General features: G+C 49.5%; 42 protein-coding genes. All 42 read left to right on the top strand.

Annotated elements, in window-relative coordinates:
- Window positions 1–80 precede the first annotated feature (80 nt).
- The 42 genes from E1B03_RS07575 to E1B03_RS07790 all read left to right on the top strand — a co-directional run bounded on the left by E1B03_RS07575 (window position 81) and on the right by E1B03_RS07790 (window position 26888).
- Window positions 81–308, top strand: coding sequence for a transcriptional regulator (locus E1B03_RS07575; RefSeq protein WP_048280695.1), 228 nt, complete (start codon window positions 81–83; stop codon window positions 306–308).
- A 107-nt stretch (window positions 309–415) separates the two neighbouring features.
- Window positions 416–718, top strand: coding sequence for a CII family transcriptional regulator (locus tag E1B03_RS07580; protein ID WP_065944922.1), 303 nt, complete (start codon window positions 416–418; stop codon window positions 716–718).
- A 32-nt stretch (window positions 719–750) separates the two neighbouring features.
- Complete coding sequence (locus E1B03_RS07585) at window positions 751–897, top strand: DUF2740 family protein (RefSeq protein WP_133085964.1); 147 nt, start codon at window positions 751–753, stop codon at window positions 895–897.
- On the top strand, window positions 890–1975 hold the full coding sequence (locus E1B03_RS07590; RefSeq protein ID WP_133085965.1) for a replication protein: 1086 nt from the start codon (window positions 890–892) through the stop codon (window positions 1973–1975). The genes E1B03_RS07585 and E1B03_RS07590 overlap by 8 nt, the downstream gene beginning before the upstream one ends.
- Entirely contained in the window at window positions 1972–3345 is a 1374-nt protein-coding gene (locus E1B03_RS07595; protein WP_133085966.1) for a replicative DNA helicase, read from the top strand. Before E1B03_RS07590 ends, E1B03_RS07595 begins: the two co-directional genes overlap by 4 nt.
- The gene (locus E1B03_RS07600) at window positions 3329–3643 is read left to right on the top strand and encodes a hypothetical protein (protein WP_133085967.1); all 315 of its coding nucleotides are present in this window, start codon (window positions 3329–3331) and stop codon (window positions 3641–3643) included. The genes E1B03_RS07595 and E1B03_RS07600 overlap by 17 nt, the downstream gene beginning before the upstream one ends.
- Window positions 3644–3934: 291 nt before the next feature.
- Window positions 3935–4288: a hypothetical protein gene (locus tag E1B03_RS07610; RefSeq protein ID WP_133085968.1), complete on the top strand. Its 354-nt coding sequence runs from the start codon at window positions 3935–3937 to the stop codon at window positions 4286–4288.
- 39 nt (window positions 4289–4327) lie between these two features.
- Window positions 4328–4861 (top strand): hypothetical protein, encoded by a 534-nt coding sequence (locus E1B03_RS26445; protein ID WP_246044115.1) that lies wholly within the window; start codon window positions 4328–4330, stop codon window positions 4859–4861.
- A gap of 195 nt (window positions 4862–5056) precedes the next feature.
- A complete protein-coding gene (locus E1B03_RS26300) occupies window positions 5057–5815 on the top strand; it encodes a hypothetical protein (RefSeq protein WP_246044165.1) in 759 nt (252 codons plus the stop codon).
- Window positions 5812–6003: a hypothetical protein gene (locus tag E1B03_RS07630; protein WP_133085970.1), complete on the top strand. Its 192-nt coding sequence runs from the start codon at window positions 5812–5814 to the stop codon at window positions 6001–6003. The genes E1B03_RS26300 and E1B03_RS07630 overlap by 4 nt, the downstream gene beginning before the upstream one ends.
- A 30-nt stretch (window positions 6004–6033) precedes the next feature.
- Complete coding sequence (locus E1B03_RS07635) at window positions 6034–6213, top strand: hypothetical protein (RefSeq protein ID WP_133085971.1); 180 nt, start codon at window positions 6034–6036, stop codon at window positions 6211–6213.
- 211 nt (window positions 6214–6424) lie between these two features.
- Window positions 6425–6880, top strand: coding sequence for a YbcN family protein (locus E1B03_RS07640; RefSeq protein WP_060682534.1), 456 nt, complete (start codon window positions 6425–6427; stop codon window positions 6878–6880).
- Window positions 6880–7170, top strand: a complete 291-nt coding sequence (locus E1B03_RS07645) for a DUF1364 domain-containing protein (protein WP_133085972.1) — start codon at window positions 6880–6882, stop codon at window positions 7168–7170. Before E1B03_RS07640 ends, E1B03_RS07645 begins: the two co-directional genes overlap by 1 nt.
- Complete coding sequence (gene rusA, locus E1B03_RS07650; protein WP_133085973.1) at window positions 7167–7529, top strand: crossover junction endodeoxyribonuclease RusA; 363 nt, start codon at window positions 7167–7169, stop codon at window positions 7527–7529. The genes E1B03_RS07645 and rusA overlap by 4 nt, the downstream gene beginning before the upstream one ends.
- Window positions 7526–7672, top strand: a complete 147-nt coding sequence (locus E1B03_RS07655) for a YlcG family protein (RefSeq protein WP_003833635.1) — start codon at window positions 7526–7528, stop codon at window positions 7670–7672. The genes rusA and E1B03_RS07655 overlap by 4 nt, the downstream gene beginning before the upstream one ends.
- The gene (locus E1B03_RS07660; protein WP_133085974.1) at window positions 7669–8358 is read left to right on the top strand and encodes a bacteriophage antitermination protein Q; all 690 of its coding nucleotides are present in this window, start codon (window positions 7669–7671) and stop codon (window positions 8356–8358) included. Before E1B03_RS07655 ends, E1B03_RS07660 begins: the two co-directional genes overlap by 4 nt.
- 482 nt (window positions 8359–8840) lie before the next feature.
- Entirely contained in the window at window positions 8841–9155 is a 315-nt protein-coding gene (locus E1B03_RS07665; protein ID WP_053389185.1) for a phage holin family protein, read from the top strand.
- Entirely contained in the window at window positions 9148–9774 is a 627-nt protein-coding gene (locus E1B03_RS07670; protein WP_133085975.1) for a glycoside hydrolase family 19 protein, read from the top strand. The genes E1B03_RS07665 and E1B03_RS07670 overlap by 8 nt, the downstream gene beginning before the upstream one ends.
- Window positions 9771–10184 (top strand): DUF2570 domain-containing protein, encoded by a 414-nt coding sequence (locus E1B03_RS07675; RefSeq protein ID WP_133085976.1) that lies wholly within the window; start codon window positions 9771–9773, stop codon window positions 10182–10184. Before E1B03_RS07670 ends, E1B03_RS07675 begins: the two co-directional genes overlap by 4 nt.
- Window positions 10138–10341 (top strand): Rz1-like lysis system protein LysC, encoded by a 204-nt coding sequence (gene lysC / locus E1B03_RS26695; protein WP_420361627.1) that lies wholly within the window; start codon window positions 10138–10140, stop codon window positions 10339–10341. The genes E1B03_RS07675 and lysC overlap by 47 nt, the downstream gene beginning before the upstream one ends.
- An 87-nt stretch (window positions 10342–10428) precedes the next feature.
- On the top strand, window positions 10429–10938 hold the full coding sequence (locus E1B03_RS07685) for a tail needle knob protein (protein ID WP_133085978.1): 510 nt from the start codon (window positions 10429–10431) through the stop codon (window positions 10936–10938).
- A gap of 8 nt (window positions 10939–10946) precedes the next feature.
- Window positions 10947–11195: a hypothetical protein gene (locus E1B03_RS07690; protein WP_133085979.1), complete on the top strand. Its 249-nt coding sequence runs from the start codon at window positions 10947–10949 to the stop codon at window positions 11193–11195.
- A gap of 221 nt (window positions 11196–11416) precedes the next feature.
- Window positions 11417–12016: a hypothetical protein gene (locus E1B03_RS07695; RefSeq protein WP_133085980.1), complete on the top strand. Its 600-nt coding sequence runs from the start codon at window positions 11417–11419 to the stop codon at window positions 12014–12016.
- A complete protein-coding gene (locus E1B03_RS07700; protein ID WP_133085981.1) occupies window positions 11991–13364 on the top strand; it encodes a PBSX family phage terminase large subunit in 1374 nt (457 codons plus the stop codon). Before E1B03_RS07695 ends, E1B03_RS07700 begins: the two co-directional genes overlap by 26 nt.
- Before the next feature lies 1 nt (window position 13365).
- On the top strand, window positions 13366–14853 hold the full coding sequence (locus E1B03_RS07705) for a phage portal protein (RefSeq protein WP_165955303.1): 1488 nt from the start codon (window positions 13366–13368) through the stop codon (window positions 14851–14853).
- The gene (locus tag E1B03_RS07710) at window positions 14783–15550 is read left to right on the top strand and encodes a phage head morphogenesis protein (protein WP_246044144.1); all 768 of its coding nucleotides are present in this window, start codon (window positions 14783–14785) and stop codon (window positions 15548–15550) included. The genes E1B03_RS07705 and E1B03_RS07710 overlap by 71 nt, the downstream gene beginning before the upstream one ends.
- A gap of 92 nt (window positions 15551–15642) precedes the next feature.
- Window positions 15643–15888, top strand: coding sequence for a hypothetical protein (locus E1B03_RS07715; RefSeq protein ID WP_133085983.1), 246 nt, complete (start codon window positions 15643–15645; stop codon window positions 15886–15888).
- A 29-nt stretch (window positions 15889–15917) separates the two neighbouring features.
- The gene (locus tag E1B03_RS07720; RefSeq protein ID WP_133085984.1) at window positions 15918–16163 is read left to right on the top strand and encodes a hypothetical protein; all 246 of its coding nucleotides are present in this window, start codon (window positions 15918–15920) and stop codon (window positions 16161–16163) included.
- Window positions 16164–16228: 65 nt separating this feature from the next.
- The gene (locus E1B03_RS07725) at window positions 16229–17509 is read left to right on the top strand and encodes a DUF2213 domain-containing protein (RefSeq protein WP_133085985.1); all 1281 of its coding nucleotides are present in this window, start codon (window positions 16229–16231) and stop codon (window positions 17507–17509) included.
- Between the two features lie 12 nt (window positions 17510–17521).
- Window positions 17522–18010, top strand: coding sequence for a structural cement protein Gp24 (locus E1B03_RS07730; protein ID WP_133085986.1), 489 nt, complete (start codon window positions 17522–17524; stop codon window positions 18008–18010).
- Window positions 18010–19041, top strand: coding sequence for a hypothetical protein (locus tag E1B03_RS07735; protein WP_133085987.1), 1032 nt, complete (start codon window positions 18010–18012; stop codon window positions 19039–19041). The genes E1B03_RS07730 and E1B03_RS07735 overlap by 1 nt, the downstream gene beginning before the upstream one ends.
- Window positions 19041–19361: a hypothetical protein gene (locus tag E1B03_RS07740; protein WP_133085988.1), complete on the top strand. Its 321-nt coding sequence runs from the start codon at window positions 19041–19043 to the stop codon at window positions 19359–19361. Before E1B03_RS07735 ends, E1B03_RS07740 begins: the two co-directional genes overlap by 1 nt.
- Before the next feature lie 3 nt (window positions 19362–19364).
- Window positions 19365–19766 (top strand): DUF4054 domain-containing protein, encoded by a 402-nt coding sequence (locus E1B03_RS07745; RefSeq protein ID WP_133085989.1) that lies wholly within the window; start codon window positions 19365–19367, stop codon window positions 19764–19766.
- Window positions 19763–20215 (top strand): hypothetical protein, encoded by a 453-nt coding sequence (locus E1B03_RS07750; RefSeq protein ID WP_133085990.1) that lies wholly within the window; start codon window positions 19763–19765, stop codon window positions 20213–20215. The genes E1B03_RS07745 and E1B03_RS07750 overlap by 4 nt, the downstream gene beginning before the upstream one ends.
- On the top strand, window positions 20202–20573 hold the full coding sequence (locus tag E1B03_RS07755) for a hypothetical protein (RefSeq protein WP_133085991.1): 372 nt from the start codon (window positions 20202–20204) through the stop codon (window positions 20571–20573). The genes E1B03_RS07750 and E1B03_RS07755 overlap by 14 nt, the downstream gene beginning before the upstream one ends.
- Window positions 20570–21085 (top strand): phage neck terminator protein, encoded by a 516-nt coding sequence (locus tag E1B03_RS26450; RefSeq protein WP_246044145.1) that lies wholly within the window; start codon window positions 20570–20572, stop codon window positions 21083–21085. The genes E1B03_RS07755 and E1B03_RS26450 overlap by 4 nt, the downstream gene beginning before the upstream one ends.
- Window positions 21082–22572 carry a DUF3383 domain-containing protein gene (locus tag E1B03_RS07765; RefSeq protein ID WP_133085992.1) on the top strand — a complete coding sequence of 497 codons (1491 nt, stop codon included), beginning with the start codon at window positions 21082–21084 and terminating at the stop codon, window positions 22570–22572. The genes E1B03_RS26450 and E1B03_RS07765 overlap by 4 nt, the downstream gene beginning before the upstream one ends.
- Before the next feature lie 10 nt (window positions 22573–22582).
- The gene (locus E1B03_RS07770; RefSeq protein ID WP_133085993.1) at window positions 22583–23017 is read left to right on the top strand and encodes a phage tail fiber protein; all 435 of its coding nucleotides are present in this window, start codon (window positions 22583–22585) and stop codon (window positions 23015–23017) included.
- Window positions 23017–23427 carry a hypothetical protein gene (locus tag E1B03_RS07775; protein ID WP_133085994.1) on the top strand — a complete coding sequence of 137 codons (411 nt, stop codon included), beginning with the start codon at window positions 23017–23019 and terminating at the stop codon, window positions 23425–23427. The genes E1B03_RS07770 and E1B03_RS07775 overlap by 1 nt, the downstream gene beginning before the upstream one ends.
- A gap of 211 nt (window positions 23428–23638) precedes the next feature.
- Complete coding sequence (locus E1B03_RS07780; RefSeq protein ID WP_133085995.1) at window positions 23639–25477, top strand: lytic transglycosylase domain-containing protein; 1839 nt, start codon at window positions 23639–23641, stop codon at window positions 25475–25477.
- A 293-nt stretch (window positions 25478–25770) separates the two neighbouring features.
- On the top strand, window positions 25771–26586 hold the full coding sequence (locus tag E1B03_RS07785; RefSeq protein WP_133085996.1) for a hypothetical protein: 816 nt from the start codon (window positions 25771–25773) through the stop codon (window positions 26584–26586).
- Window positions 26583–26888, top strand: coding sequence for a phage baseplate plug family protein (locus E1B03_RS07790; RefSeq protein WP_071685182.1), 306 nt, complete (start codon window positions 26583–26585; stop codon window positions 26886–26888). The genes E1B03_RS07785 and E1B03_RS07790 overlap by 4 nt, the downstream gene beginning before the upstream one ends.
- Window positions 26889–26893: the final 5 nt, after the last annotated feature.

Below are 26893 nucleotides of genomic sequence, written 5' to 3' on the forward strand. Positions count from 1 at the left end.
TTAGGTCAAACAACCAAAGTGGTTGCAAAATAACAACCAAGGTTTTATATTGTTTAACAGGATACAACGGAGGTGGTTTTATGAATCCTGTAATTAAAACCGCCATTGCCATTGTCGGCACGCAGAAGGAATTAGCCAAAGCGTGCGGAGTTAGTCAGGCAGCTGTTCAGAAATGGCTGCACGGCAAGGCAAAGGTGGCCCCACAAAATGTTGCATCCCTTGTTGATGCAACTGGAGGGAAGGTTAAGGCGTATCAGATTCGACCAGACCTTCCAGGCTTGTTCCCAAATCCGGAAAAAGCCGCTTAGTAACATTGCTCTTTAAAAATCAGCCCCTCAGAAGCTGAGGAAAACTACAAAAGCGCATCGCATGGTGCGCACGTATTTAACTATTTCAACACCAAGGAATTTAACAAATGGAAAACTCAATTAACCGCAACAAGGTCAATGCCCGTCGCATTGAGTCCTGGTTGCTTAACCGTATCGCCATGAAAGGTGGCAACAACGTAGCTAAAGAGATCGGCGTCGATAAGGCACAGATTACCCGCTGGAAAGAAACATGGCTGCCGAAGATGGCAATGCTGCTGGCAGTTCTGGAATGGGGTGTTGTTGATGACGATATGGCGAGGTTGGCAAGAGAAGTAGCTGCGGTGCTCACAAAGAAAAAATCCCCGACGGTCGAGGTCGAGGATTCAGATCAAATCACCATGAAGTTCTAGCCGAATAACTGGATCAATTCACAGGAGTAATTATGCCTAAGAAAACTCGTTTTTACCAGGCGTCAGTACATAAAAATATTGCTCGTGACCGGTTCATCAAATCCTGTAACCCGGCTGTCGGTACAAAGCTGAGAGCCATCCTGGAAGAATTCAAACGTAAGGAGAACGGTCATGAGTAGCCTAGCAACAGTTACACCAATCAGGCCGATTCTGGCGGCCGTGGAGCGTCAGGTGGCAGATCTCGATGATGGCTACACGCGAACCGCTAATGCACTGATGGAGGCCGTCATGCTGTCAGGCCTCACTCAACACCAGTTGCTGATTGTGATCGCTGTGTGGCGCAAGACATACGGATACAACAAGAAGATGGACTGGATCGGCAATGAGCAATTCGCCGCTCTGACCGGGATGGCACCAACTAAATGCTCTACTGCAAAAAACGAACTTGTCAGGATGGGAGTTCTTACTCAGACAGGTCGTCAGGTTGGAATGAACAAGAACATATCCGAGTGGAAAACAAAGGTTAACGGAATCGGTAAAACATTTACCGAATCAGTAAAGAAAACCTTCACCAAAACGGTAAATAGTGATTTACCGAATCAGGTAAACACAAAAGACAATATCCAAAAGACAGAAAGAAAAGATCCCCCTAAATCCCCCGATGGGGAAAACATGCTAGCTCAGGAAGTGATGGATTACTTCAACGAGCTGACCAAAAGCCGCTGCTCAAAACTGGCGCCATTTGAAAAAGTTCTCTCCACCGTGAAAAGCAAAGGTGAGTGCTACACAGCTGAAGAGCTGAAGCTGGTTATCAGATGGGCTCATGTGAACTGGAAGCACAGCATCAAGCCGGAGAACGTTTGCCGCATGACACGCTTCGATGGCTACCTGTCAGACGCTTTGCTTTGGGCTGATGAGCAAGGCAGCAACCCGGCGGCATGCCCCCACAACGAAATAATCTCTCTCTGGAATGACAAATTCCCGGCTAAAGCGGTTTCACAGCATGAGTGGAACCGGCGCCGACCTGCCTACCGAGATCTTGAGGCGGTATGGAATGGCAAGACGAGCCAGGGTAACTGGCGAGAGCTGAAACATATGAGCAGGGCATTCGACCTGATAGGAAAGTCATCGCTGTTCACCAACAAGCAGGGTGAATCCTGGCTGACTCTGGACTGGATACTCAATCCTAAGAACTGGGGCTCAGTCTACGAGCAAGCCATCAACGAACACCGCCAGCGCAAGGGAGTTACTGCATGAGCCGTTTTATAGATCTCTACGCAGAGAAGTCAGTCATCGGTGGAATCATGCTGGCAGCCAGCAAGCCGGAAGGTGCTGACGCAGCTACAGATGCCATCGAGGGAATGGGTGAGGAACATTTCACCGTAAGACCTCACAAGCTGATTCTTGGCGCCTACAAGAGACTTAACGAAGCAGGAACACCAATTGACCTGCTGACGCTTACCGATGAGCTTGAGCGCACTGGTAATCTGGCAGAAGCCGGAGGATTTGCCTACCTGGCTGAATGCAGCAAAGACACGCCGTCATACGCCAATCTGTCGGCCTACTGCGAGAAGCTTCGTGAATTAGCTACCGGGCGCCGGATGGCGTTAATCCTCCAGGCCAGCCTACAGAAACTATCAGAGCCAACATCTGACTCACTGAGCGACATCATCGGCGCCATTCAGGCCGACGTATCAGGGATTGAATGCCATGACGAAAGCGGAACAGAGCACATCACCACCGGAATTGACATGTCCCTGGAGACCATCCAGTCGATCATCAGCGGTGATATCTGGAAGCACAAAACAGAGCTTGGAATGGCAACCATCGACAATGCGTTCGGCGGGTTCAACAACACGGATTTCATCGTGGTAGGTGGGCGTCCTGGAATGGGTAAAACCATGTTCAGCACCACAGTAACCGAGACTGTAGGTCTGAAAAACAAAAAGCCGGTCCTGTTCTTCAGTCTGGAAATGCCAGTAGATCAGATATCCGAGCGTGTCGCTTTTCACCGGGCCCGAGTGAGCAAAGAGGATTTGCTCAGCAAGCAGAGCGGCGTGATGGATGGCGCATGGGGGAAGGTTGGTCACTGCATGAAAGACTTTATCGACTCACCAATTTACATCAACGACAAAAGCTCTCTCAGCGTCCATCAGGTACGCGCAGAGGCACGTCGCATGCACAAGAAACTTGGTGGTCTCGGTGTGGTTATCGTCGATTACCTCCAGAAGATGCGCATGTCAGATCCGGAGAACATGAACCGCAGCGTTGGCGAGATAGCTACCGGCCTAAAGAACCTGGCTAAAGAGTTGCGATGCCCGGTAATCGCTTTGGCGCAGCTCAACCGAAATCTTGAGCAGAGAGCTAACAAGCGTCCGGTTGCGGCAGACCTACGAGAATCCGGCGTAATTGAGCAGGAGGCAGACGTAATTTTCATGGTGTACCGGGATGAGAAATACAACCAGAACACCGAACTGAAAGGAATCACGGAAATTATCTGCGTCAAATCTCGCCACGCTCCCGGCGCCGAAAAAACCTATCACTTCAGCAGTCGCTATTCCGGTCTGGATCCGGTGGCGTTTACGCATAACGAACAACAGGAAATCGACAATGACTATGAGTGCTAATGACGAAGGATTGAATACTCGCGAGGTAATCGAAAAGCATTATCCGGAATTTCCTGAAACCATCCTCCACGCTGAACTATGCCGGGCATGTGCTCGCTTAGACGGTAGAAGCATCAAGCAGTCACTCAAGGCCTTTGCTCTGGCACGTATCGAGAAGGTTGAGAGCAAGCCACTTAAAGGCGCACTGGAGCAGATGGCATCCAGCATGTTTCCAGAGACAGAGATAGCCCGTATCCGCGCCTGTGTAGGTCGCATGGAGTCGGCACTGGTTAAGACATTCGGAGTGAAGCGAGCATGACATGCATTCGAATACCTAACGGAATTATCTGCACGTATCCAACCTACCGTTTGCGCCTTGAAGACGGAACCTGCGTTTTCATGTCATGGCATGACTACTGCGGACCAGAGTTTTATCGAGACAAAAATGAGCGTCGTTGGATTGATGAATGGTGGGAAAACCCACTCATTGTAAAAGCACTCGATTGGTTTACTGGCAGAGGAAATCGAGCATGACTGAACCTTACATAGCAGAGCTATCTGCAAGCGTGGGCGTGATAGTCGGCCTTTTTTATGCTCGGAGGAAATGGTAATGGCTTTTGTATCAGTGGTGACCGGTGGAAGAGGCCGAAAACGCGATGAGGCCGGAATCTCAATTAAATACTCACAGTCTGGCTCTGTTCAGTGTTACGTAGGAGTCGATATTAGGGATAAGCAACGATTCATTTACGTAGAACTTGATGAGGATTCTAGAAAAATCAGATTGATGCCAACCAATAACGAGAGAGGGGCAAAAATGTCCGGCACAAGTGGTGGCACGTTCTCATTATCCAAAAAATTCGGCGAAATGATCATCCCTTCCGGAGAGAAAAAGGCATTTATTCGCTTAGAGAAAAATGGTGATGGTTGGTGGTATGGCGAATTAATAGCAAAAAACATCGATTAACAGGCTCGCATCGCGGGCCTTTTTTATGAGGGTAGGATAATGACTAGTAGAGAAAAATTTGAAGCTTGGATGACGGATGAGCAGTGGTTCCACGGTAGCGATTTCGAATGGGATGAGCGCCGGAATTGCTATGCAAAATTTGGTATTCACCTGGCATACAAAGCATTTCTGGCAGCAGAAGGTGCAGCAGAGCAAAGACTCACAGACCTTGCAGTACAGCTTGCTAACGCCGAGAGCAAGTGCAGGGAGCTGGCGGCGGAATTAAGCGCTGTGGACAAAATTCACAACGAGGCGGTATTCATCACCGATGACCATTACGAACAATGTCCGCCAGAAGTGCAGAAGATGATTCGCTCACTGGCTGTGTTGCAGATACCTGCTTGCGACGCTTTCCTGGCTGAAGTGCGGGCGCAGGGTGTGGAGATGTTTGCGCTCCAGCAGAGCCATATTGCAGTAGAGCAGGAGCAAGACGGGGATTATGAGTTTTCTCGTCATTGCAGTATTTCGGCAACTGAAGCCCGTGAGTTTGCCGAGGAGCTGCGTGAGGGTAAATGTTGTGAGGTGCAATCGTGATTACCGGAACAGCGAATTATGACGATGTCCCTGAAGCTATGTGCGGCATCTGCGGTGGTTTTTACAAGGCAGACGAACCTGAAGATCATGAATGCAAGGGGCCTGAAATTGAATGTGACATCTGTGGACATATAAGCACAGAACATGAAGGACGGCACTATTGCTGCGAGGACAACAGTAATGAATAAAGGCTCAATGACAACTAACCACCCAGCGCACGGTCCTGTATCACTCGATCGCCTGCTCCAGATACGCGAAATACTCAGCAAAGCCTCAGCACAAAGCGACGGCGGTAATCTCGGCTACGCAATGGCTGATGCTGTAAAGGTGATTGATGGGGCGATAGAGGCTTTTGGAGTTGAGCCTGTGCTTTATGCCGCTGAGGAAACTCTGGCTTATGCCAAGATGGGTGAGCTTCACCTTAAGTGCCTGTCTCAGCCAATGGGAGATGCAGTAATTCCGCTCTACACCTCCCAGCCAGCGCATGAATTTCCTGATACCTTGCCATGCCCTGTACACCTGGAGCCGGGTCTTAAATTCGGAAAAGGCGTACGTACTCAACTCCTGCTGGATGCATTACGCCGCCGTGCTGACTATTACGCTGAACTGGAAGCTATGACGTCGGAACAGCGAACAGAGCATGACTCATGGATTGCAGGGTTTAAAGCCATGCTGGGCAGTGAACATGGTAAATCTGATGATGAAATCGGCTCATGGAATAACCATGTGAATACACCTACTGCTCAGGCTGGCAACTCTCCGGTAGCTCCGGGTTGCTCATGTCGCACATGTAGACCTATAACTTTCACTGATAGTCGCTTCGCTGTCTGTCCTGAATGCGGAAATAAGCGCTGCCCACACGCCAATGACCACAGGAATACATGCACCGGAAGCAATGAGCCAGGTCATGAAGGTAGCGCGTACCCAGCAGCACCACAGCAGGAGGTGAAGTGATGACAGCAGAATATCTTGATATGTCTAATTATCATTTCAATAAAGAAATCCCGCTCGAAGTAGTGACTTTGTTTGAATGGGAGGCAAGGCATCTTGAAAGTATGCTTTGTCCAGAAATGGCTGAAAGAAAAACAGAATTAGCAAATTCATTACGACAACTTCTCATGAGAGGAGAAGTCGATGGATAAAGTGTCAGCGTCACCAAAACTGGAGGTGAAGTGATGGAGTGGTATTTCTATCTCGGTCTCTTTTTGTGGATTTTGGCGCAAATAACAAGAGCTGATGAAACCAATGGCATTAAGAATAACATTCTGTGCTTATCGCTATTTGTCGTGGCGTGGCCGTTGGTTATTTCAACCATCGCTTACAAACTTATTGTTGGTGATATCAATGGATAAATTTGCATCATGCGCAACGTCAAGCAACATTACTCACTCTCAAAATTAGTGTTATAATTATGTCGCAGTCGGATTGAGCACCCGGCTGTGACCTCTGCATCTGATTGGGAAATTAGATGCGAAACACAAAGAGTACTTCAAACCACCAGTCACAGATGCAGAAATGCACCTGCGATTTTCTGCATTCTGCGTTACCTGTTGGGGGTGGCGTATGAATATCCCAGAGCAGGGTATCAAGCTGCATGCCGGCAACTTCGCCGCCATCGGTCAGCACCTGCAACCATATCTCAATGATGGTCAATGCTATCGCCTCCAGTTAAAGCCATGGAGAGAGAAGCGTAGCCTTAGTCAAAATGCGTTAAGTCATATGTGGTACACGGAAATCAGCGAATATCTGATTAAATCCGGCCGCACTGACGCTACCCCTGAGTGGGTCAAGCGCAACCTCAAAAAGACATACCTCGGCTGTGAGGAAGTCACCTACACCGATTTCATCACCGGCGCCAAAGAAACCACCTGGGAACCTCGTCACACGTCTCAACTCGATACCGGGGAGATGCATATCTTCCTGTGCAAAGTCGAAGCGTGGTGCGCTCAGTTTGGTCTGGCGCTGACTATCCCATCAGGTTGTGAATTCCAACAATTGCGCGATAAGCAGGAGGCGTAATGGCTGATTTACGTAAAGCAGCACGTGGGCGTGAATGCCAAGTGCGGATCCCCGGCGTATGCAACGGAAACTCTGAAACAACCATCCTTGCGCATATACGTCTTGCTGGCCTGTGCGGTATCGGAATTAAGCCGCCAGACCTGATCGCAACTATCGCATGCAGCCGGTGCCACGATGAGATTGATCGCCGCACTCATCTGGTTGATGCGGAATACGCGAAAGAGTGTGCTCTGGAAGGGATGGCGCGTACTCAGGTTATGTGGCTGAAAGAGGGGCTAGTAAAAATATGAATATTTATCGAATCAGCCTGGCATGGCCTCCAAGCAATAACCGCTACTACCGGCATAACCGCGGTCGCACTCATATCAGCGAGGAGGGGAAGAAGTACCGAGATTTAGTGGCAGAAATCATTAAGGAAGAGATGCTCGATATCGGGATCACTTCACCGCTGAAGGTTCGCATCGAGTGCCATATGCCAGATCGCCGCCGCCGTGACCTGGACAACCTGCAAAAGGCCGCGTTCGACGCGCTGACGAAAGCCGGGTTCTGGATGGATGACGTTCAGGTGGTCGACTATCGCGTTGTGAAAATGCCAGTAGTGAAGGGTGGGCGACTTGAGTTAACGATTACCGAACTGGAGTCCGCATGACATTCGAATCCTACTTTGCTGATCACCTTCGTCTGCGCTGGACTCGGTTACGCATCTATCGTCACCCAGGTTCATTTGCTACGGACTACAGAATTTTACGCAATTACATCAGCCGCTATAAACCATCAGGAGCAGAAGCATGAATACTCAATACCTGCAGTTTGTACGCGAGCAGCTCATTGTGGCTACTGCTGACCTGAGCGGCGCAACTAAAGGCCAGTTGGTAGCGTTTGCCGAGAATGCGATGTTTGAAGCGACACCGCGCAGCCGTTCTCGTCTGAAGGTGGTTAATCCGGCTAACGGTCGCCTGATGAATCCAACCAGCCCACCAATTCCCGGGCAGCAATCACGCGCCAAAGGTTCATCTATCGCGCTTGTACAGCCGGTTGAGTATTCAACAGCATCATGGCGTCGTGCAGTGTTGTCACTCGATGAACATCAGAAGGCGTGGTTGCTCTGGAACTACAGCGAGAATGTTCGATGGGAAAATCAGGTTTCGATCACTCAATGGGCATGGGCAGAGTTCAAAGCGTCTCTTGGCACAAAGAAGGTAGCAGGGAAGACGCTGGATAGACTGAAGGCCCTTATCTGGTTAGCGGCGCAGGACGTGAAAGCAGAACTGTCAGGGCGCGAAACTTACGAATACCAGCAACTGGCAGAACTTGTTGGCGTCACACCAAAGAACTGGTCTGAGACATTTACCGATCGATGGCTGGAGATGAAACGCACATTCATGCGTCTTGATAGCAGCGCTTTATTGCAAGTAACGCGATCACGTTCACAACAAAAGGCGACAAATATACATACAAGTCTTGCAAAACTGGATTGAAAAGCATATATTTCATATAAATCTGATATCGTCGCCATAGCTTTGGTTGTCGACCGAATTACACAAAAGAGCCCCGGTTAATCGCTGGGGCTTTTTCGTATCTGGATACCTACCAGGACCATAAGAGCGAAAGCTCAACGCACCACCCTCATCTTGCCAGCATCGCCGCTGGCTTTTTTAAAGCGCATTACCACCAAGAACCAGACACAACCAACTCATTGCTGAATATCTGTGGCTACGGTGTTCTAGTGCGCTTCAAAAAAGAAAACCCGCGCTATGGCGGGCTTCGTGAAAATGGGCGACGGGAAGTAGTTGACGCTACTCACCGCCATCTTGCCCGTGACTCGAATCACGAACAAAGACCGAAGGCCCATATCGTCTGATCAGACGGTATAGACATTAGATCGGATTTGTTCATCTAACAATCACCCGCAATCTTATTTTTGAACAAGTCCCCGAGTCTGGGGGTGGAAATGAACAGAATGCCATACAAAAGCGATCCGAACCTCTGGTCGATCCTCATCGCTTTCGGCATGACCCTAGTCGGCGCAATAGCCAGTTATTCATTCAAAGTCCTCAACGGTGAAGCATTTAGTTGGAGGACCATGTGCCTACAACTAATCGTGTCGATTTTCGCCGGGCTTATCATGATTATGATTGCCATACATTACGCATGGCCGCAGGAAGTAACTGGCGGTGTGTGCGGTATGGCTGGCTGGTCTGGCTCATCTCTCATTAAAGCTCTGGAAGGTCGCTTCCTAAGCAAAGCGGCGGGGAAAGAAGCTGATAATGAATAAAGACCAGTTTATCAAAGCAACAGGTATCACACCGGCTTTAGCTGACAAGTGGTACCAATGCATAGTCGATACCATGAAAGAATTCGGTATCGATACGCCAAAAAGACAAGCTCACTTTCTTGCACAGATTGGTACTGAATCAAATGGGTTCAGGTCCGTGCAGGAATCTCTTAATTACTCGGTAAATGGACTACAGATATTCGGATCCCGGTTAACCGAACCACAACGACAGCAACTGGGAAGAAAGCCCGGAGAACTGGCGCTATCTCCAGCGCGACAAGAAGCCATTGCAAATATCGTTTACGGTGGCCGGTACGGGAACAACCAAAACGGCGACGGCTGGAAATATCGTGGGCGTGGACTGAAGCAGATTACCTTTAAGGATAATTACTCTGCCTGCGGGAAGGCTCTGAATCTTGATTTGGTTGCCAATCCGGATTTGCTTCTTCAGGACTTAAACGCGGCTCGTTCCGCTGGTTGGTTCTGGAAGGATAATAATTGCAATCAGTTTGCTGATGCTGGTGATGTTAAGGGCTTAACCAGGCGTATTAATGGTGGATTCAATGGGCTACAGGACAGAATCGACCGCACGAATAAAGCGGAGGCAGTTCTGAAATGAGCATTACCACGATTAAAAACCTCATACCATTCATTTTCGCGCTGATCATCATCGGCTTTATCGTCAAGCTCGGTGCTGATAACCGGCAGTTGCGCATCAGCAACGCATCTCTGACAGCAGAGTCGAAGCAACTCAATGTCAAGAACAACGATCTGGCAACAACCCTGCAGAATCTGACCGACGCTGTCACTGACATGAACAAGTTGGTAGATAAAGAAGCCAAGCGCCGGGCTGCAGCAGAAATGAAATCACAGAGATTGCAGGAAGAGGTGAAAGATGCGCTTAAAAACAACAAGTGCTCTATCGAGCTTATTCCTGATTCTGTCGTTGACCAGTTGCGCAGACAGGCAGATTCAATACGAAGTGGTAAAGACACCAACAGTTCCGATACCGGCAAATCTTCTGGTTGATTGCTTCATACCGACCATCAAAGAAGACATGACGTTCGGTGATAGTGTGCAGCTTAACGTTGCTCTGCTGAGTGCGCTTGATACCTGCAATGGACAGGTGCGAACCATCAGAGAAATAGAATCCTCCCGACAAGGAAAGATTGCTCAACCCCAATAAGGCGGTGATCAAATCTTGCTGACGGGTAAGCCGGAAGTGACCAATCACTACTGAGAAGCAGAGAAACCGTTGCGCTAAGGAGAAGGTATGTCGCTTTATCCATTTGGTAGTGTTCCTGGTCCATCAGGACCGCCGGGACCGGCAGGAGCATCATCAGTAAGGCAAAAGTCAGAGTGCTACTTCAGTGGGTTAAGTCTGGTTATACCGACCAACCCTACCAATCTGATTAACCTGATTAAAAACCTTACTCACACCGGATCCCTTGCACCATTCTTCAACACAACGACTAACAAACTGAATGTGTTCAACCAGAACACTACGGTAACGTTTAAGGTTAACGTGATCGGCACATGGTCAGGTGCGTCAACCAACCGAAGCATGACAGTAGATTTCCCGCAGACCAACGGTAACTCGTTGACGAAAACGCGAGATGCTCAGGTCACGACAGATATTCTTTCTTTTCCGACATTCTTCAGTGTCGACAAGGACGGGAATCTGGCAACCAACGGCAGCGACATAACCATCGTATCGAACGGCGCGACATTTACCGCAACGGCGATTCTTCTTGTTGCCGAGCAGATGGTCCCATCCCCATAAGGTGAAATATGCAATTACTAAACGTGCCCGCACCTAAAGGCGTGTGGACTCAGGTCTATGATGGTACCGCAGAAGCAACCATCGCTATTTCTGGTACAGAAGCATACATCTGCCAATCAACAGCAGCACCAGGAAACCTGATTGGTCTGCCTTTCAGCGGATCCTCTTTGACCCAGTACATTTATCACGCCTCTTCTGGCACTCCTGTATACGTCAAGCCACTTAACGCTGACGCAATCATTATCGTTAACGCATAGGTGAAATCATGCCAGTAATCGTCGTCGCTCAGTCGGGCGAAGCAGTAAGCGTAGTAAAATCATCAGAGGCTCCAGTGGCAGCAACTACCTCCACTGCCGGTACAGTTAAGCAGATGACATTCACTGCACAGTTAACATCAGCGCCAACTCAAGCTGACTTCAACTCACTGCTGACTAAGTTGATCGCAGCTGGTCACATGGCATCAAGCTAAGGATGATTTATGGCAACTCCGGATTGGGAGGCCATCGAGTCGGCTTACCGCGCCGGGGTGTTGAGCCTCCGAGAAATAGCATCGCAGCATGGCATCAGTGATACCGCCATACGCAAGCGAGCAAAGAAAGAAGAATGGACGCGCGACCTAGCAGCGAAGGTAAAAGCTAAAGCTGATGATCTGGTTCGCAAGAGAGAGGTTCGCGCAAAGGTTCGCAGTGAGAACCAAATTAGCGAACGCGAACTTGTAGAGGCCACAGCAGAGGCGATCGCCAATGTTCGCATGGAGCATCGCGGCGATATCAAGAGAGCGAGAGAGTTAGCGAACTTGCTCTTCAGTGAGCTCTCAGCTGAATGCGCAGACGTAGAATCGCTTCATAAGCTCGGTGAGTTAATGCTGAGTCCTGATGATAAAGGCCAGGACAAGTTAAACGACCTTTATCACAAGATCATCAGCATGCCTCAACGCGTCAAATCCATGAAAGACCTTAGCGACACCCTCAAGACATTAATCGGCCTTGAGCGTGAGGCTTACAGCATCAAAGAGGATGAGCCTTCAAGCGTCAATAAAGGAACCAGCCTCAATGACTTCTACAACACCAACTCTTAACCCAGTATTGCGAGATTTCTGGACTACGCAATCACGCAACAAGATTCTCTACGGTGGTCGGGCAAGCTCAAAGTCGTGGGATGCGGCAGGTTTTGCTATTTACCTGGCAAACAACTACAAGCTACGCTTCCTTTGTGCTCGTCAGATACAAAACAAGATCGCCGAGTCGGTCTATGCACTGCTGAAGATTCAGATTGAGCGCTTTGGCCTTCAATCGCGTTTCCGTGTGCTGAAAGATAAGATAGTCAATCGCGTTACCGGCACAGAGTTCATCTTCTACGGGCTGAAGAACAGCGTTGATGAGATTAAGTCACTTGAGAGTATCGACGTTCTCTGGCTGGAAGAAGCCCACGCCTTGACCGAAGAGCAGTGGGAGATATTAGAGCCCACCATCCGTAAGGAGGGATCTGAATGCTGGTTTATCTTCAACCCCAACCTCTACACCGATTTCGTATATCAGAACTTCATCGTTAACCCACCTCCAAGGACGCTGGTTCGCAAGATTAACTTTGATGAGAACCCGTTCTTATCGAAGACGATGCTTGAAGTCATCGACGCAGCGAAAGAGCGAGACGAAGAGGCGTTTGAGCATGTCTATCTCGGCGTGCCGCGTTCTGATGATGACGCGACGGTCATTAAGCGATCCTGGATAGAAGCATCCATTGACGCACACATAAAGCTAGGTTTCGAGCCAGAAGGCATGAAACGCATTGGGTTCGACGTTGCGGATGACGGTGAAGATAAATGCGCCATGGTGTATGCGCATGGCTCAGTGGCGTTCTGGTGTGATGAATGGTCAGCAAAAGAGGATGAGCTAAGCAAGTCATGCTCACGCGTATATGGCGAGGCGCTCAATCGCGATGCTCACATCACCTATGACTCCATCGGCGTAGGTGCGTTTGCTGGTAGCAAGTTCGGTGAGATTAACGCAGAGCGTAAAACCAGAATCCAGTATGCGAAGTTCAATGCTGGCGACTCGGTGCATAACCCTGAAAAGCTCTACGTTGAGAAGATAACCAACAAGGATTATTTCTCAAACATCAAAGCTCAGTCGTGGTGGAGTCTTGCCGACCGGTTCAGAAACACATTCAACGCCATTAAACGCGGTGAGCCATTCAAGCCAGAGAAGATGATCAGCATTTCCTCTGAGATGCCATATCTCGAAAAGCTTAAGACTGAACTCAGCACCCCCAAGCGCGACTTCGACAACAATGGCCGCGTAAAGGTTGAGAGCAAAAAGGACCTAGCTAAGCGCGAGATAAAGTCGCCAAACCTGGCTGATGCTTTCGTCATGGCGTACGCACCGATTAACCGCTCACTTCTCGTTGGCAAAAACTCAGGCTGGTAACATGTCAAAACGAAAAACAAGCGCAGCACAGAAGCCGCGCAAGCTTGCTGTGGGCCAGTCATGGGCATCTGACAGCGAGATGCAAAAAAGAAAGATTGATCAGCACTTCTCAAGCATGAAGCATGGTGCTTACAAGCCGCCTGCTGGAGTGGTTCCTGATAATGTTGTGGTTGGCGATAGCGTCGACTATGGCATGCTGAACAGTGTGTTTGTTTCGTCTGACTCGGTGTTTATGGGGTATCCATTACTGGCTACCCTGGCGCAGAAATCAGAGAACCGTGTCGCCTGTGAGCAGTCGGTCAATGAGGTTTTCCGTAAGGGCTTCAAGGTTAAGTCCAACGATACAGAAAATGACCGGTCAAAAATCATCGGTCAGATTGAGGACGCGTTTGAGAAGTACGCGGTAGAGAAGCACCTTAAACTGCTCGGCTTCAACGCTGAGGCGTTTGGCAACTCATTCCTGTTCGTGAAAATGAAAGGCGATGAGAATGAGCGCGACAAAGAGTTGCTGCTTGACCCAACTAAGATTAAGAAAGGTGATCTTGAAGGGTTCCGCGTTGTTGAGCCAATGTGGACATATCCGCAAGCTTATAACGCGATTGACCCGATCAGCCCTGACTTCTTCGTGCCGCAGCAATGGTATGTGATGGGGCGAATTGTAAGCGCCAGCAGAATGAAATCTCTGGTGCTGTACTCAGTGCCGGACATGCTTAAGCCATCATATAACTTTGGCGGGCTGTCACTGATTCAGATGATGCTCCCCTATGTAACAAACTGGGAGAGCGTCCGCGACGACATCCCGAGAATAATTACTTCCTTCAGGACTTACATCTGGTCTACGAATATGGAAACGTATCTGCAGGATCGCAATGAGTTCGACAAGCGACTCGATACTCTGGTCTACGGCAAGGACAACCACGGCGTTCTGGCAATCGATAAGGGTCAGGAAACTCTTGAGCAAATGAACACATCGCTAACCGGTTTGCATGAGCTACAAGCCGAAATGCTGCGTCTTATTTGTGTTCCATCACGACTTAGCGTCACAAGCCTGACGGGTAGCCAGCCTAGCGGAATGAACGCCAGTGGCGAGGGCGAGCGTGAATCACAGCACGAGAACATCTCCAACAAGCAGAAGAACAGCTACAAGCCAGTTCTTGACTGGGTGCTGAAAATCCTCTGCCTGAATGAGTTTGGTGAGTTCTATGAAGACCTTTACATCGACTTCAACCCTCTGGATGAGCTGAGCGATCTGGAAATTGCCGACATCAACAACAAGAAGGCTGACACCTACGTCAAACTGATTGATGCTGAGGTCGTAACACCAGAGCAGGTGTGTAATGTGATCGCCGCAGATGATGATTCCGAGTTCAACGGTATCAAATATGAAGTCGTGAGCATTTACCCTGAAGGTGATCCTGATGAAGATAAAGACCCTTCGCAGGGTTCACTACAACGCGACGATAGCAAATCAATACGCGATGTCGCTTAAGGGACTCATCTCTGAAATGGTCAAGAGTGCTGACTACTGGGCACGAGCTCAGTACAACGCACATCAGTCAGGCGAGCGCGGCATGAATGACATAGCCGACCGCCTGATTGACCTCAGGGAGCGATGGGTTGCCACGTTCTCAGATGCGGCCGTAACGATAGCTCCTAAGTTTGTTAATGCAGTAGACAGCACGGCGACAAAATCACTCAAGCGCTCAATCGGTGAAAAAGACCTGCCAAAGGTTAAGTTCACAATGACCCCTGAGATGAAACAGGCTGTTGATGGCATCGTTGCCGAAAACGTCAACCTGATTAAATCCATCCCTGAGAAGTATTTCACCCAGGTGCAAACAATCACGCTCCAGTCGATTACGCGAGGTCGTGACCTGCAGTACATGACCGAAGAGCTGCAGAAGCAATTCGGCGTGACGAGGCGCAGGGCAGAGCACATTGCTATCGACCAGAACAACAAGGCTACAGCGGAGTTGTCGAGGGTAAGACAGAAATCTCTAGGCATCAAAAGAGGTATCTGGATTCACTCTGGCGGAGGAAGCCACCCGCGACCCAAGCATGTAAAGGCGAATGGTCAGGAGTTCGACCTTGATAAAGGATTGCCGGTTGGTGATAACGGTGAATACGTTTTGCCGGGGCAAGAGATAAATTGCGGTTGCAGCTGGAAGCCGGTGCTGCCATTCTGATAGATAACATATCTGGCTAGGGTAGCTCCCGAAAAGCGGCATCGTCACCGCCTGCCAGATATCTCTGACGAAACGACTAAGGCGAGGTTGTAGTGGAAAAAGTAAATTTCGATACGGTTGAGATATGCGAAGGTATTCATTGCAAAGATTGTGGTTGGCCTATCATACACGCCTGTGTTAATTGGGACACTGATCTATTCCCAAGCCAAGAGCATCTTGATGTATATCCTGATGATGAAATAGCAGACTGGTGGGGATATTGCTCAAATAAAACCTGCAAAAATCACACCGGAAGGGCCTGGGGGCAGAGCGAATTAGACTTTGCACAAAGAGGCTAAAAACTCAATAACGACGAGACGAGGTTGTGATGGAAAGAAATGAAGCAATCGAATGGGCTAGGAAAAATATATCAGCCGAAGATTGGCCTATGCATAAAGGTCATCACTTTGATATGGATGAAGGCATATGGTGCGGGGACTTCCCTGCATTACCTTCTGGATTGTATTGGGACAAGGCTCCAGCATTTGAAGACTTTCAAATCTGCAAAAAAGGCTCCATCCCATCCAGCTCAGATTATTTCTGGCCGATAGGTTTCACTACCATCCATCAATAGCAAAAATACTCACAAACAGGCTGCCTAAGGGCGGCCTTTTTTATTGCCTGAAGAAAGGTAAATCCATGCCAGTACATCAGAAAGATGGCGAATGGTACTGGGGTAGCAAAGGCCCGTTTGTGTCGAAAGAGAAAGCCGAAGAAGTAGAGCGAGCGGCATACGCTAATGGCTACCGAGGCGACTCCTACGACATGGGCTCATCAGTCCGCACGTATGACGATTACGGTCGGATGAACATCACCCAGTGCAACATCAGCAAAGAATGCGTTAGCCCGTACAGGGGCTCAAGTTTGCCGGGGTGGAGAGATTTAGGCCTTAACCCTGATCGCCTCTATTACATCTACCGCCCAGCAGAAGAGCTTATCCGCGCCGCTGACTCGTTCAATAACGTGCCGGTGACCATTGAGCACCCCAACCAGTTAGACACGCCTGACACTCCGCAGGAACGTGTAGGCACAACCGGGACAGATACGCGATTCGAGGCTCCTTATCTAGTTACCAGCATGAAGCTGTGGGATAAGGACGCGATCGAAGGTGTGGAGAACTCCACGCGGCGCGAGCTTTCCATCTTCCCTTCATTCTTCGACCTGGATATGACCCCGGGCGAGTTCATGGGTCAGGCGTATGACGGCGTTGCCAGAAACATTTCAGGTAACTCTGTCGCGCTGACCATTAAAGGCCGTGTTGGCGCTGAATGCGCCGTAGGCGATTCACAAGACCAAGAGGAAACTTTGATGGAAGGCTTGACCGACCTGATTAAAACCAAGTTTGCAACAGCATCCGATTCGGACGCTGATGAACTGGCAAAGGGCATCATGGAGCTTATGGCTCAGCATGAGCAGAAAGAAATTAACTCCGGTGATGAGGACGAAGAAAAAGACCTCAAAGACAAGGAAGAGCGCGATCGTGCTGAGCGTGAAAAGCTGAAGAAAGAAGGCAAGGACAAGGAAGAACAGAAAGACCTTGAGAAAAAAGAATATCGCGAAGATTACGAGCGTAAAAAACTCGAAGGTGACGAGGAAGATAACAAAATGGGTGATAGCGCCATTCGAGACCTGGTGAGCAAAGCAAAGAATGAGGCGCTTGCAGAAGCCCGCCGTGAATTTGCAGCCACCAGAGAAGCAATGCGTACCGTTGAGCCGGTTTATGGTCATGTATCGGGAGACTCCGCTGACGACATCTACAAAGCCGTGCTGAAGCAGGAGAAGGTAAACATCGAAGGTGTTCACCCATCAGCCTACAAAGCGTTGGTGCAGATGGCTATTCATGGCAAGACCAGCAAACAACCAGTCGGTGACTCTGCTGAGAAGCAGGCAAGCGCTGCTGACTTCAAAGACTATTTCTAAGGGAAACCGAACATGACTTTTCAGCAAACCGTAACTCTGTACCCGGCTCCGGGTAAAGAAGGCGACCTGGCATCACTTAACCCTACTGCTGTGGCACTTCCTCCGGAGGGCTCTTACAAGGCTGGCGCAAATGGTGTTTACCAGGCTCGCTGGGTATGGGTAGATGGCACAGATCCAACTCTGGTTAATAACACTGGTACCGGACTGCCTTTAGGTTGGGTGATGAATACCGGTAAGGGTGTCCTGCCACTGAACACTACCGGATCAATGCTGGTAGAGCCAGGAACCGATCTGGGTGTTTTCACACTCGGTGACTTCTGGGTGCGTACTGCAACAGCAGCAACCAAAGGACAGAAGATTTTTGCTGTTCTCGCTGATGGCACATCTAAAACCGGTGCTGCCGGTGCAACCATTTCTGGTGCAATTGAAACGCCTTACTGGGTGGCTTCGGATGCCGATGCCAACTCAATTATCAAAATGACCAAGCAGGGGGTTCTGTAATGGAGCTTAATCAATCCACGCTGCCGCAATATCTGAAAGTGCTGGCAGACAAGGGCGTAGTCTTCGAGAAGACCCCTTCTTATCTTTCCATGAAAGGCGTAGTTGGTGACTCCGCAGTAGATATGGCTACCGTGGCAAACGGCGGCATTCCAGCGGCAGCAGCCCAGGTCATCGACCCGATGATCATCAAGCAACTCTTCGCACCTACCGTGGCAACCCAGATTTACCCGGAAGTGAAGAAAGGCACTTGGGCTGTGCAGGATGTTTTATTCCCACGCACTGAAGAAGCGTATGAAATCGTTGCTTATGACGACCGCTCTCGCGCTGGCTCTACCCACGTGAACGCCAACTGGGAACAGCGTCGCCAGATGCGATTCCAGGGCATGAACGAATGGGGCGATCTGGAGCAAGAGAAGTACGGCATGGCGCTGATTCCTTACGTTGCCATGAAACAGGCGGCTGGCGTTGATGCTATTAACCGTTTCTTCAACAAGTCCTACATGTACGGCATCTCTGGTGCGCCAAACTTCGGCATCATGAACGACCCGGCACTCCCTGCGGCACTGACTCCGATCACCACCGCTGATGGGAAAGTGAAATGGGCAGACAAAGACGCCGTTGGCATCTTCAACGATGTGAAAAAGACGTTTACCAACCTGGCAGCAAAAAACCAGGGTCTGGTGCAGGAAACCAGCCCAATGAAACTGGTTGTGAGCCCAAGCGATAACGCCTCTTTGAGCGCAATCAACGCACTGGGTACGGCTTCCGCTATCGACCTGATTAAGAAGACCTATACCAGCCTGACCGTTGTTGTCGTGCCTGAGTTTGGTACTCCTTCAGGTGGTCTGATTCAGCTGATCGCCGAAAGCCTGGGTGGCACGCCTGTCGGTAACACCGTCTATACCGAAAAAATGCGTGCATTCCCGGTATTCGTTGAGCACTCAATGACCAGTCAGAAACTGGCAGCCGGTACTCTCGGCACCGTTATCTACCGCCCATCTGGCGTTGTTCAAATGACAGGGACTCTCTAATGGCTAACGTAGTAGTAAGTAGCAAGCTCATTCACGGCACCGTTTTTGAAGTTAACGGTAAAGAGATCGTGGTAAACGGTCAGAACAGTAGCGAACTCGTTGCTGTTCGCGGTTACGAAGGCGTGTGCGGTCTGACTCATATGCCTGAAGAACTGTGGCAGGCGATTGAGAGTAAGTACGCTGGCATGACAGCCATCAAGGAAGGGTTTATCTTCGCTCAGAAAAATGAGGCTAACGCCAAAGCTGCAGCAGAAGACAAAAAAGACTTGAAGACTGGCGGTGAGCAACACGTGCTGAAGAAAGGCGAAAAAGAGGAATAACACATGGTCGTGGTAACTCTGGATGTGGCTGAGTGGAAGTCAAAATATCCGCAATATAACGCGCTGACAAACCAGCAGGTAGAAGACCTGTTTTACGCCGCAACTACCTATCTGGAGAACACGCCTCAATGTGTAATTAGCGACGAGGAAAAGAGGAAATATTTTCTCTATCTCCTGACAGCCCACATTGCTTACTTATTCTACGTTGATGCCAATGGAGATGGCGGCGTAACCGGTATGGTTGGCCGCCTTACTTCTGCGACAGAGGGTAGCGTGAGCGTGGGATCGTCAATGGCCAATGTTCCTTTCAATGCTGAATTCTTCCTCCAGTCCCCATACGGTTTTATGTTCTGGCAAGCCACGAAAGTTTACCGAATGGGATTCTATCGTGGGAGGCGAAGATGAATGACAAGGTGATGGAGGCTCTTGATGATATTGCTAACTCTTTATCCGACAAACAATTAAAAGTCGGATTTATCGACGGCGCAACATACCCGGATGGAACGACTGTGGCGATGGTGGCGGCTACAAACGAGTATGGGAATCCGGCAAATAACCAACCTCCTCGACCATTCTTTCGCAATGCGATTTCCGACCATGAAACAGAGTGGTCAGAAGATATCGCAAGAGGGCTTGGTAAAGGTCTTGAGTTAGAGCACGTCTTGTCGGTAGTTGGTGAAAAAATTGCAGGGGATATCGTCCAGTCAATTTCTACGTTAATGGATCCGCCTTTGTCAGCGGCGACAATTGCCAGCAGGAAATCTAAAGGCAATGAGTCAACAAAGCCTCTTGTTGATACCAAAGTCATGATCCGCGACGTTCATTATGAGGTGGGAGACATTGAACCTTCATAAAATTGCCAACAGCGCCATACGACGAGTCAACCCCAACATCTCAGCAGTTCTGAAGAAGTACGCCGGAGAAACCATCGGTCCCGGTCGCAAGCCGGTTCCGTCTTACCTTCCTGCCCAGAACGTTACCATTCAGCTTCAGCCTATCAGCCGTGGCGATATGCAGCACGTAGATGGTCTGAACATTCAGGGGCTGGCGAAGGTGATTTACGTCAATGGCAACTACTTCAGCGTGCAGCGTGAAATGGAGCAGGGCGGCGATATCTTCGTGATTAACGGTGAGCAATGGCTTGTCGTCGAACCGGTGGAGTTGTGGCCTGATTGGTGCAGATTGATTGCTGTATTGCAGGTGAGCACATGAATGATTACACGATCGACGAAATCATTGATGATTTGGCTGGATATATCGAGCCGATCGCCGGTACATGCCAGCAAGCGCAGGCCAACCGTGTACCTATGCCAAAAGGCCAGTTCTGCATCCTGACCCCCTTGCGATTTCCGCGACTATCCACGACGAGAGACATCAAGCAAGACACAGGCTCTCCGGCCACAAGTGCCATGGGATATACCGAAGTTCGCCAGGCTGATATTCAGGTGGATATCTACGGTCAGGGTGCAGGGGATCGGGCTATTGCACTGGAAACCACATTCACCAGCGGATATGGCTACGATGTCATCAAGGCCATCGACGCCCGATTAGCGCCGCTCTACTCATCTCCAGCCATTCAAGCGCCGATGATCGACGCTGAGAGCCAATGGCAGGAAAGATATACCCTCACGCTATCCCTGCAGGCGCACATTACCGTGTCTTTCCCGCAGGACTATTTCGACAAAGCAGAAATTACAACCCAACAGGTGGATGGACGCCAATGAGCACAATCCCTTTATCCGTAGATTTTAATATCACGCCCAACGTCGTTACGCCTGCCGGTTCTGCGGTTGATGCTAACGGCCTGATGCTGACCGATAACGAGCTTATCCCGGTCGGTGCGGTGCAATCTTATTTTTCATCATCTGATGTTTCTGCTCTGATGGGCAGTGAATCAAAAGAATTCCTCGCCGCGCAGCAGTATTTCAACGGCTACGAAAACTCATCCGTTATTCCTGGTGAGTTGCTGATGTACCGCATCGTTACTGCTGACGTAGCAGGTTATTTGCTGTCCGGTAATCTGAAAGGTGTGCCGCTGGCTACCCTGAAGGCAATCCCGGCAGGGACCATCACGCTTTCTGTTGACGGCGTGTCTGTCACCAGTACGTCAATCGACCTGTCAACGGCTACCAGCTTCAGCGATATTGCGTCAAAGTTACAGGTTGGTATTGGTGCAAGCAAGGTCACGGTTGAATGGCTGCCGATTGCTAACCGCTTCATCATTCGCTCTGCCACTACCGGCGCAGATAGCGAGGTGTCGTATGCTTCTGCTGGCGCACTGGCTACCGGCTTGCTGCTGACCCAAGCTACTGCGGCAATCGTATCTCCGGGTTCCGATGCAGTAACGTTGACAGACACGATGAACAATATCATCAACGTCAACCAGAACTGGATACTGTTTAACTCACTGGTCGAATTGACCGATGACCAGAAAACAGAGTTGTGCGCGTGGGCAAGCAGTAGCAAAAACCGCTTTGGCTATGTCGTGCATGACACCACGGCTGAAGGTACTGTCGCCAACAACGCTAACTGCTTCGTGCAGAAAGTGGTTGTGGCTAACGGCTACGAGAACATCTTCCCGGTGTACGGCACTTATCTGTACAGCGTCACAGCACTGGCCTATGCCGCATCGGTCGACTTTGCTCGCACCAACGGGCGTATCTCATTCAAGTTCCGTGGCTTCCCCGGACTGACACCTAACGTGAGCGACCTGGCTACGGCTCAGGCTCTGAAATCGAATGGTTACAACTTCTACGGAGCATACAGCCTGAATAAGACCATGGCTCAGTACGCATCTGATGGCGCGATTACCGGTAAGTTTGTCTGGCTGGATACATTCATCGATCAGGTATGGATTAACGCCAATCTGGTCAGTGCATATGCAAACCTTTTCACCAACAATCAGTCCTACCCGTTCAACCAAAACGGCTATGGCGCGATTCAGGCGGCGACAATTGACGTTGCTAGTCAGGCACTGACGTTCGGCGCGATTCAGAAAGGTGTAGTGCTGGACAATGCGCAAATCCGTATCGTGAATAACACGGTTGGCAAGGATATCTCTGCGACTCTGTACTCCGAGGGATGGTATCTGTATATCCCTACGCAAACTGGTGCAGCGCGTCTTGAGCGTCAGTTGCAGGGGGCGATCTTCTACTGGGTTGACGGCCAGTTAATCCAATCCATCAGCATGTCTTCAACCGCAATTCTGTAAGGACGACAAAATGCCAATTGACATTACAAGTGCTAATTCCAAGCTGCGCATCGTCGTACCTTCATACTACCCAGGCGGTTTTGATGTAGACGATTACGCAGCCGACAATATGTTTGAAACAGGGGCGCTTCAAAACGCAGAAGAGCAGATGTCTGCAGATGGTAAATACCACGCAGGCTTCGTATTTAACCCAACTGAATTCACCATTAACCTGATGCCGACATCTAATGCGGGAAGCCTCGTTGATGACTGGCTGGCAGCTGAGAGGACGGCGATCTCTAAGTTTCAATGTAATGCAGTTCTTACTGTTCCGGCATTGGGTGCAAAATGGAATTTCGTCAACGGAATCCTATTTACATGGACACCTACGCCTCCGGGTCGCCGTGTTCTTCAGCCACGGCCGGCAGTATTCCACTTTGAGACCGTCACACGGAGCGCAATCTGATGGCACGTAAAGAGATCCCATTCATCGTTGAAACTGAAGGACGCGATAAGGGTAAAGAATTCCTCATCACTGAGATGTCGGCGTGGGATGCCGACTCTTTGGCGCAGGATATCTTTCGCGCCATGGGTGATTCGAATTACAGCAGTATTCCGGCCGATGTGATCGCAATGGGGTGCGCCGGGCTGGCAACGGTTGGCCTGAGCGTCATCTCTGCATCATCTCCGGAAGTTGCCCGACAGTTGCGCGACCGCCTGATGTCGACGGTGGATATCATCATCACCAATGAAGGACAACGCCAGCAGCGCAAAGTTAACGGTTCTCTGGACTTCGAAGAGGTGTCGACCATTCGAACCCTTCTGGACAAGGTATTTCATGTTAACTTCGATTTTTTAACGATCGCCGGAGAGTAAAGTATCCCTTCCTTGAGGAAGATGCTCTACCGGCTAAGTTAGTCGCACCCGTCAATATCTCATCAACCATCAACGCTATTATCTGCTCAGGAAAAGCCTCTTACCTCGATTTGCAGGAGAGGCTTTCCGTAGCGGATATGTACAACCTGCTCGAGATTATCTCAGTGGAAAACTTCAATCAGCGCGTGTGGCATAAGTATCAGGAGCAACGATGATCATCAACGAGTTGGCCTATAAGGTCACAATCAAGGCTGACGAGTTCCTGAACGGCAAGAAAAAGGTTGAAGAGGGTGTTAAGGAGCTTCAGGACACCGTAGATAAAAGCTTCAAAGATATTGATGAAAACTCAAAGCAGACTGGCAAGGTAATCGTCAAGACCGGCGACGAAATTCAACGCTCTACCAGGAAAACTGGACGAGTAATTTCTGATACCACGTTTGATGTTAAGAAGTTCGGCTCGTCTGCAGCAACGTCATTCCGCGGGGCATACGCTGCTGCTGCCGGATTCCTCGGTATCGGTGCCGGGCTTTACGGCATCAAGCAACTATTCACCTCAACATCCAACGAAATCGTTCGTGCAAGCAATCAGGCGAAGTTCTTCGGCACTGACGTGAATAAGATGTTTGGCATGCGGAGAGGCTTCCAGCAAGCCGGATTGAACGGCGATGCGTTTATCGGGGCTTCCGGTAATGCCCGCATGGCGCTGGCTAATATCAAAGACCCGACAATCTTTGGTGGACTTACCGGCGCTGCGCAAAACCTGATGGTGCTTGGCGCGCGTACCGGCCTGAACATCAATAACCTTGGCGACCCTAATAAGGCGCTAGGGGAATTCACCCGTTACGGAAAATCCCACTCTCAGGAAAACCTGATGCAGGTGATGGCGGCTGCCGGATTCGACCCGACAGACGCAGCCAAGATTAAATCAGGTGAGCTAAAGTCTCTGGTCGACTCGGAAACGAAGAAGTCGAACATCACCGCCGCTCAGGTTAAAGAGCAGGAAAACTTGCTGGTTACCCTTGGGCAACTAGACGCGCAGTTTGACCGCATCCGACAGGATATAGCCATTGCCTTTGCGCCTGAAGTTATGAGCGCACTGAAACAGTTTGGAGACTGGATCAAGGACCACCATGGCGACATCATTGGGTTCTTCCGAGATGCTGGAGAATCGGTTAAGAAACTGACGGAATCAGTTGGCGGGGCGAATGCGCTTCTTCTGTTGCTGGCTGCCGGGTTGCGATCCAACCCATTGGTTTTGGCAGCTATCGCTGCTACAACAGCCGCTAATGCTGTAGATAAAGCGAATGCAGACGCTAAAAGCGAAGGTAAAAATGTTGGCGACTATATGTATGACAAGGTGCATGGTGATAAAACACCATTCATCACATGGGATTCTTTAAAGTCATTTTTCGGCATTGACGAGCCAGCACAACACGCACAGTCAGCAAGAAGGATACAGCAGTCACCGGGAGAAATGGACGACCTGCTCCACGGCGTGATGATGACAGAATCAAGCGGGAACCCCCTTGCGTATAACACCAGTTCCGGGGCTGCTGGCGCTTATCAGTTCATGCCAGCAACTGCCAGAGATATGGGGTTGCGAGTTGACTCAACGGTTGATGAGAGACTTGATCCAGAGAAGTCTCGGGCCGCCGCCGCCGTGTACATGCGGCAGTTGCTGAAGCGCTATGATGGTAACGTCGACAACGCTCTCAGAGCCTATAACTGGGGAATGGGTAACGTTGATAAGTGGATCGCCAATGGTAGTGATATTTCGCAACTGCCAAAAGAAACACGCGAATACACCGGCAAGGTCTATGGAAACATGGGCAATGCCCGCAACTATTACGCGACACAGGGAAGAATGGCAGATAACAGGCCATATCAACTGGCATCAAGTGGTGGTCAACCTCAGATACAAAACAGCACGCACATCAACACAGTGAACGTGAACAGCAACCCGACAACAGTTGATGCACTGACAAAGAGTATCAATCAACAAGCAAGTCGTGCATCAACAAACTCTGCTTTTTCAAGTTCGGTAAAATAACAGCAAAATTCATCTTTTTTAGTGAAAATTGCCGTATAATTTGCACATGAAAAATACGGAGAAGCATGATATGCGACGGTCATTGCTGTATTTATTTATCTATGTTTTCACATTGATGTTATTCGCTAAACCAATCGACATAATGATGGTATTTGATGCTTGGTATGCACTGATGTTAATAGTGCTATGGGTTGTAATTTCTGCAGCCATTGTTCACATCATCCATTTTTGGCCTACGAAAATTCCCAATTAGATTAACCCGCTCCGGCGGGTTTTTATTGCCCGGAGAACCGATGAGCATTCTCAGTCTAAACACAGCAGACATATTCAACGCGATAGGCGGCGGCTCTCCGCTTTCCATAATCGACAGCGTTCTCCACCCTCAGTACGTTATCCGCAATAGCAAGACCAACGCAGTGGCGCTAGAGTTCAGCGGCATGGCATCTATTCAACCAGGCGGGCGTGCGCAGATAACTAACGCCCCTGTGGAGAATGGGAAATACCAGTCAATCAATAAGGTAAAAGAACCTTCTCTTGTCAGATGCGAGATAATCATTACCGGCCTGACTGGGCTTACTGGAAGCATACCCAACATATTCGATCTGACATTTACCAGCCAAAGTAGCACTCTCGAAACCATCAAAACAATGCTGGAAACAGCTAATACATACGACATAGAAACGCCGAAAGAAACTCTACAGAGTTACGACCTTGTCGATCATGATTACAACGTAAACTCTCAGCGCGGCGTATCCATGCTTACGGTTTATCTGGTGTTTCAGGAAGTTATGCAACAGATGGAAGTGGTTCTTTCTGGTTCGCAGTCGAACAGCAAGCCAACCAACGATGCAATCAGCCAGGGTGTAACGGGAACCGGATCCGCTACGAAAGACGCTGGTTCTACACCATCGACAGTCGATGAGCTTGGGAAGTCATGGTCATCGCTAAAATCTTCTGTAGGTGATATTGCCGGAAAGGCAACAAATGCCATTACAACCGGCTTTCAGAGCGCATTGGACACCGTTTCAAAGCCAGTTCTTGCCGTAACAAACAGCGCAACACAGAAAGCTTCAGAGCTGGCTAAGGAAATAAACGAGAACATCACATGAGAACTGTTTCCCTTGTTCCTCAGAAGTCGCAATCCGTATCTGTAAACTTAGCCGGTCAGCAATGCACTATCCGTTTAATCCAGCGTGAAAGCTTCATGTATATGGATTTAACGGTGAACGGCAACCCAATCATGCAGGGCGTTCCGTGTTTATACGGTAACCGGATGGTCAGATATTCCTATCTTGGCTTCGTAGGCGATCTGGTCTTCCTGGATAATGTAGGACAAAAAGATCCGTACTGGGAAGGGCTGGGAAGCAGATACATTCTTTACTACATAGAGGAGAGTGAGCTTGTACAGTAAACGAT

Origin of the sequence: Citrobacter arsenatis (assembly GCF_004353845.1) — a bacterium.
Classification (GTDB): domain Bacteria; phylum Pseudomonadota; class Gammaproteobacteria; order Enterobacterales; family Enterobacteriaceae; genus Citrobacter; species Citrobacter arsenatis.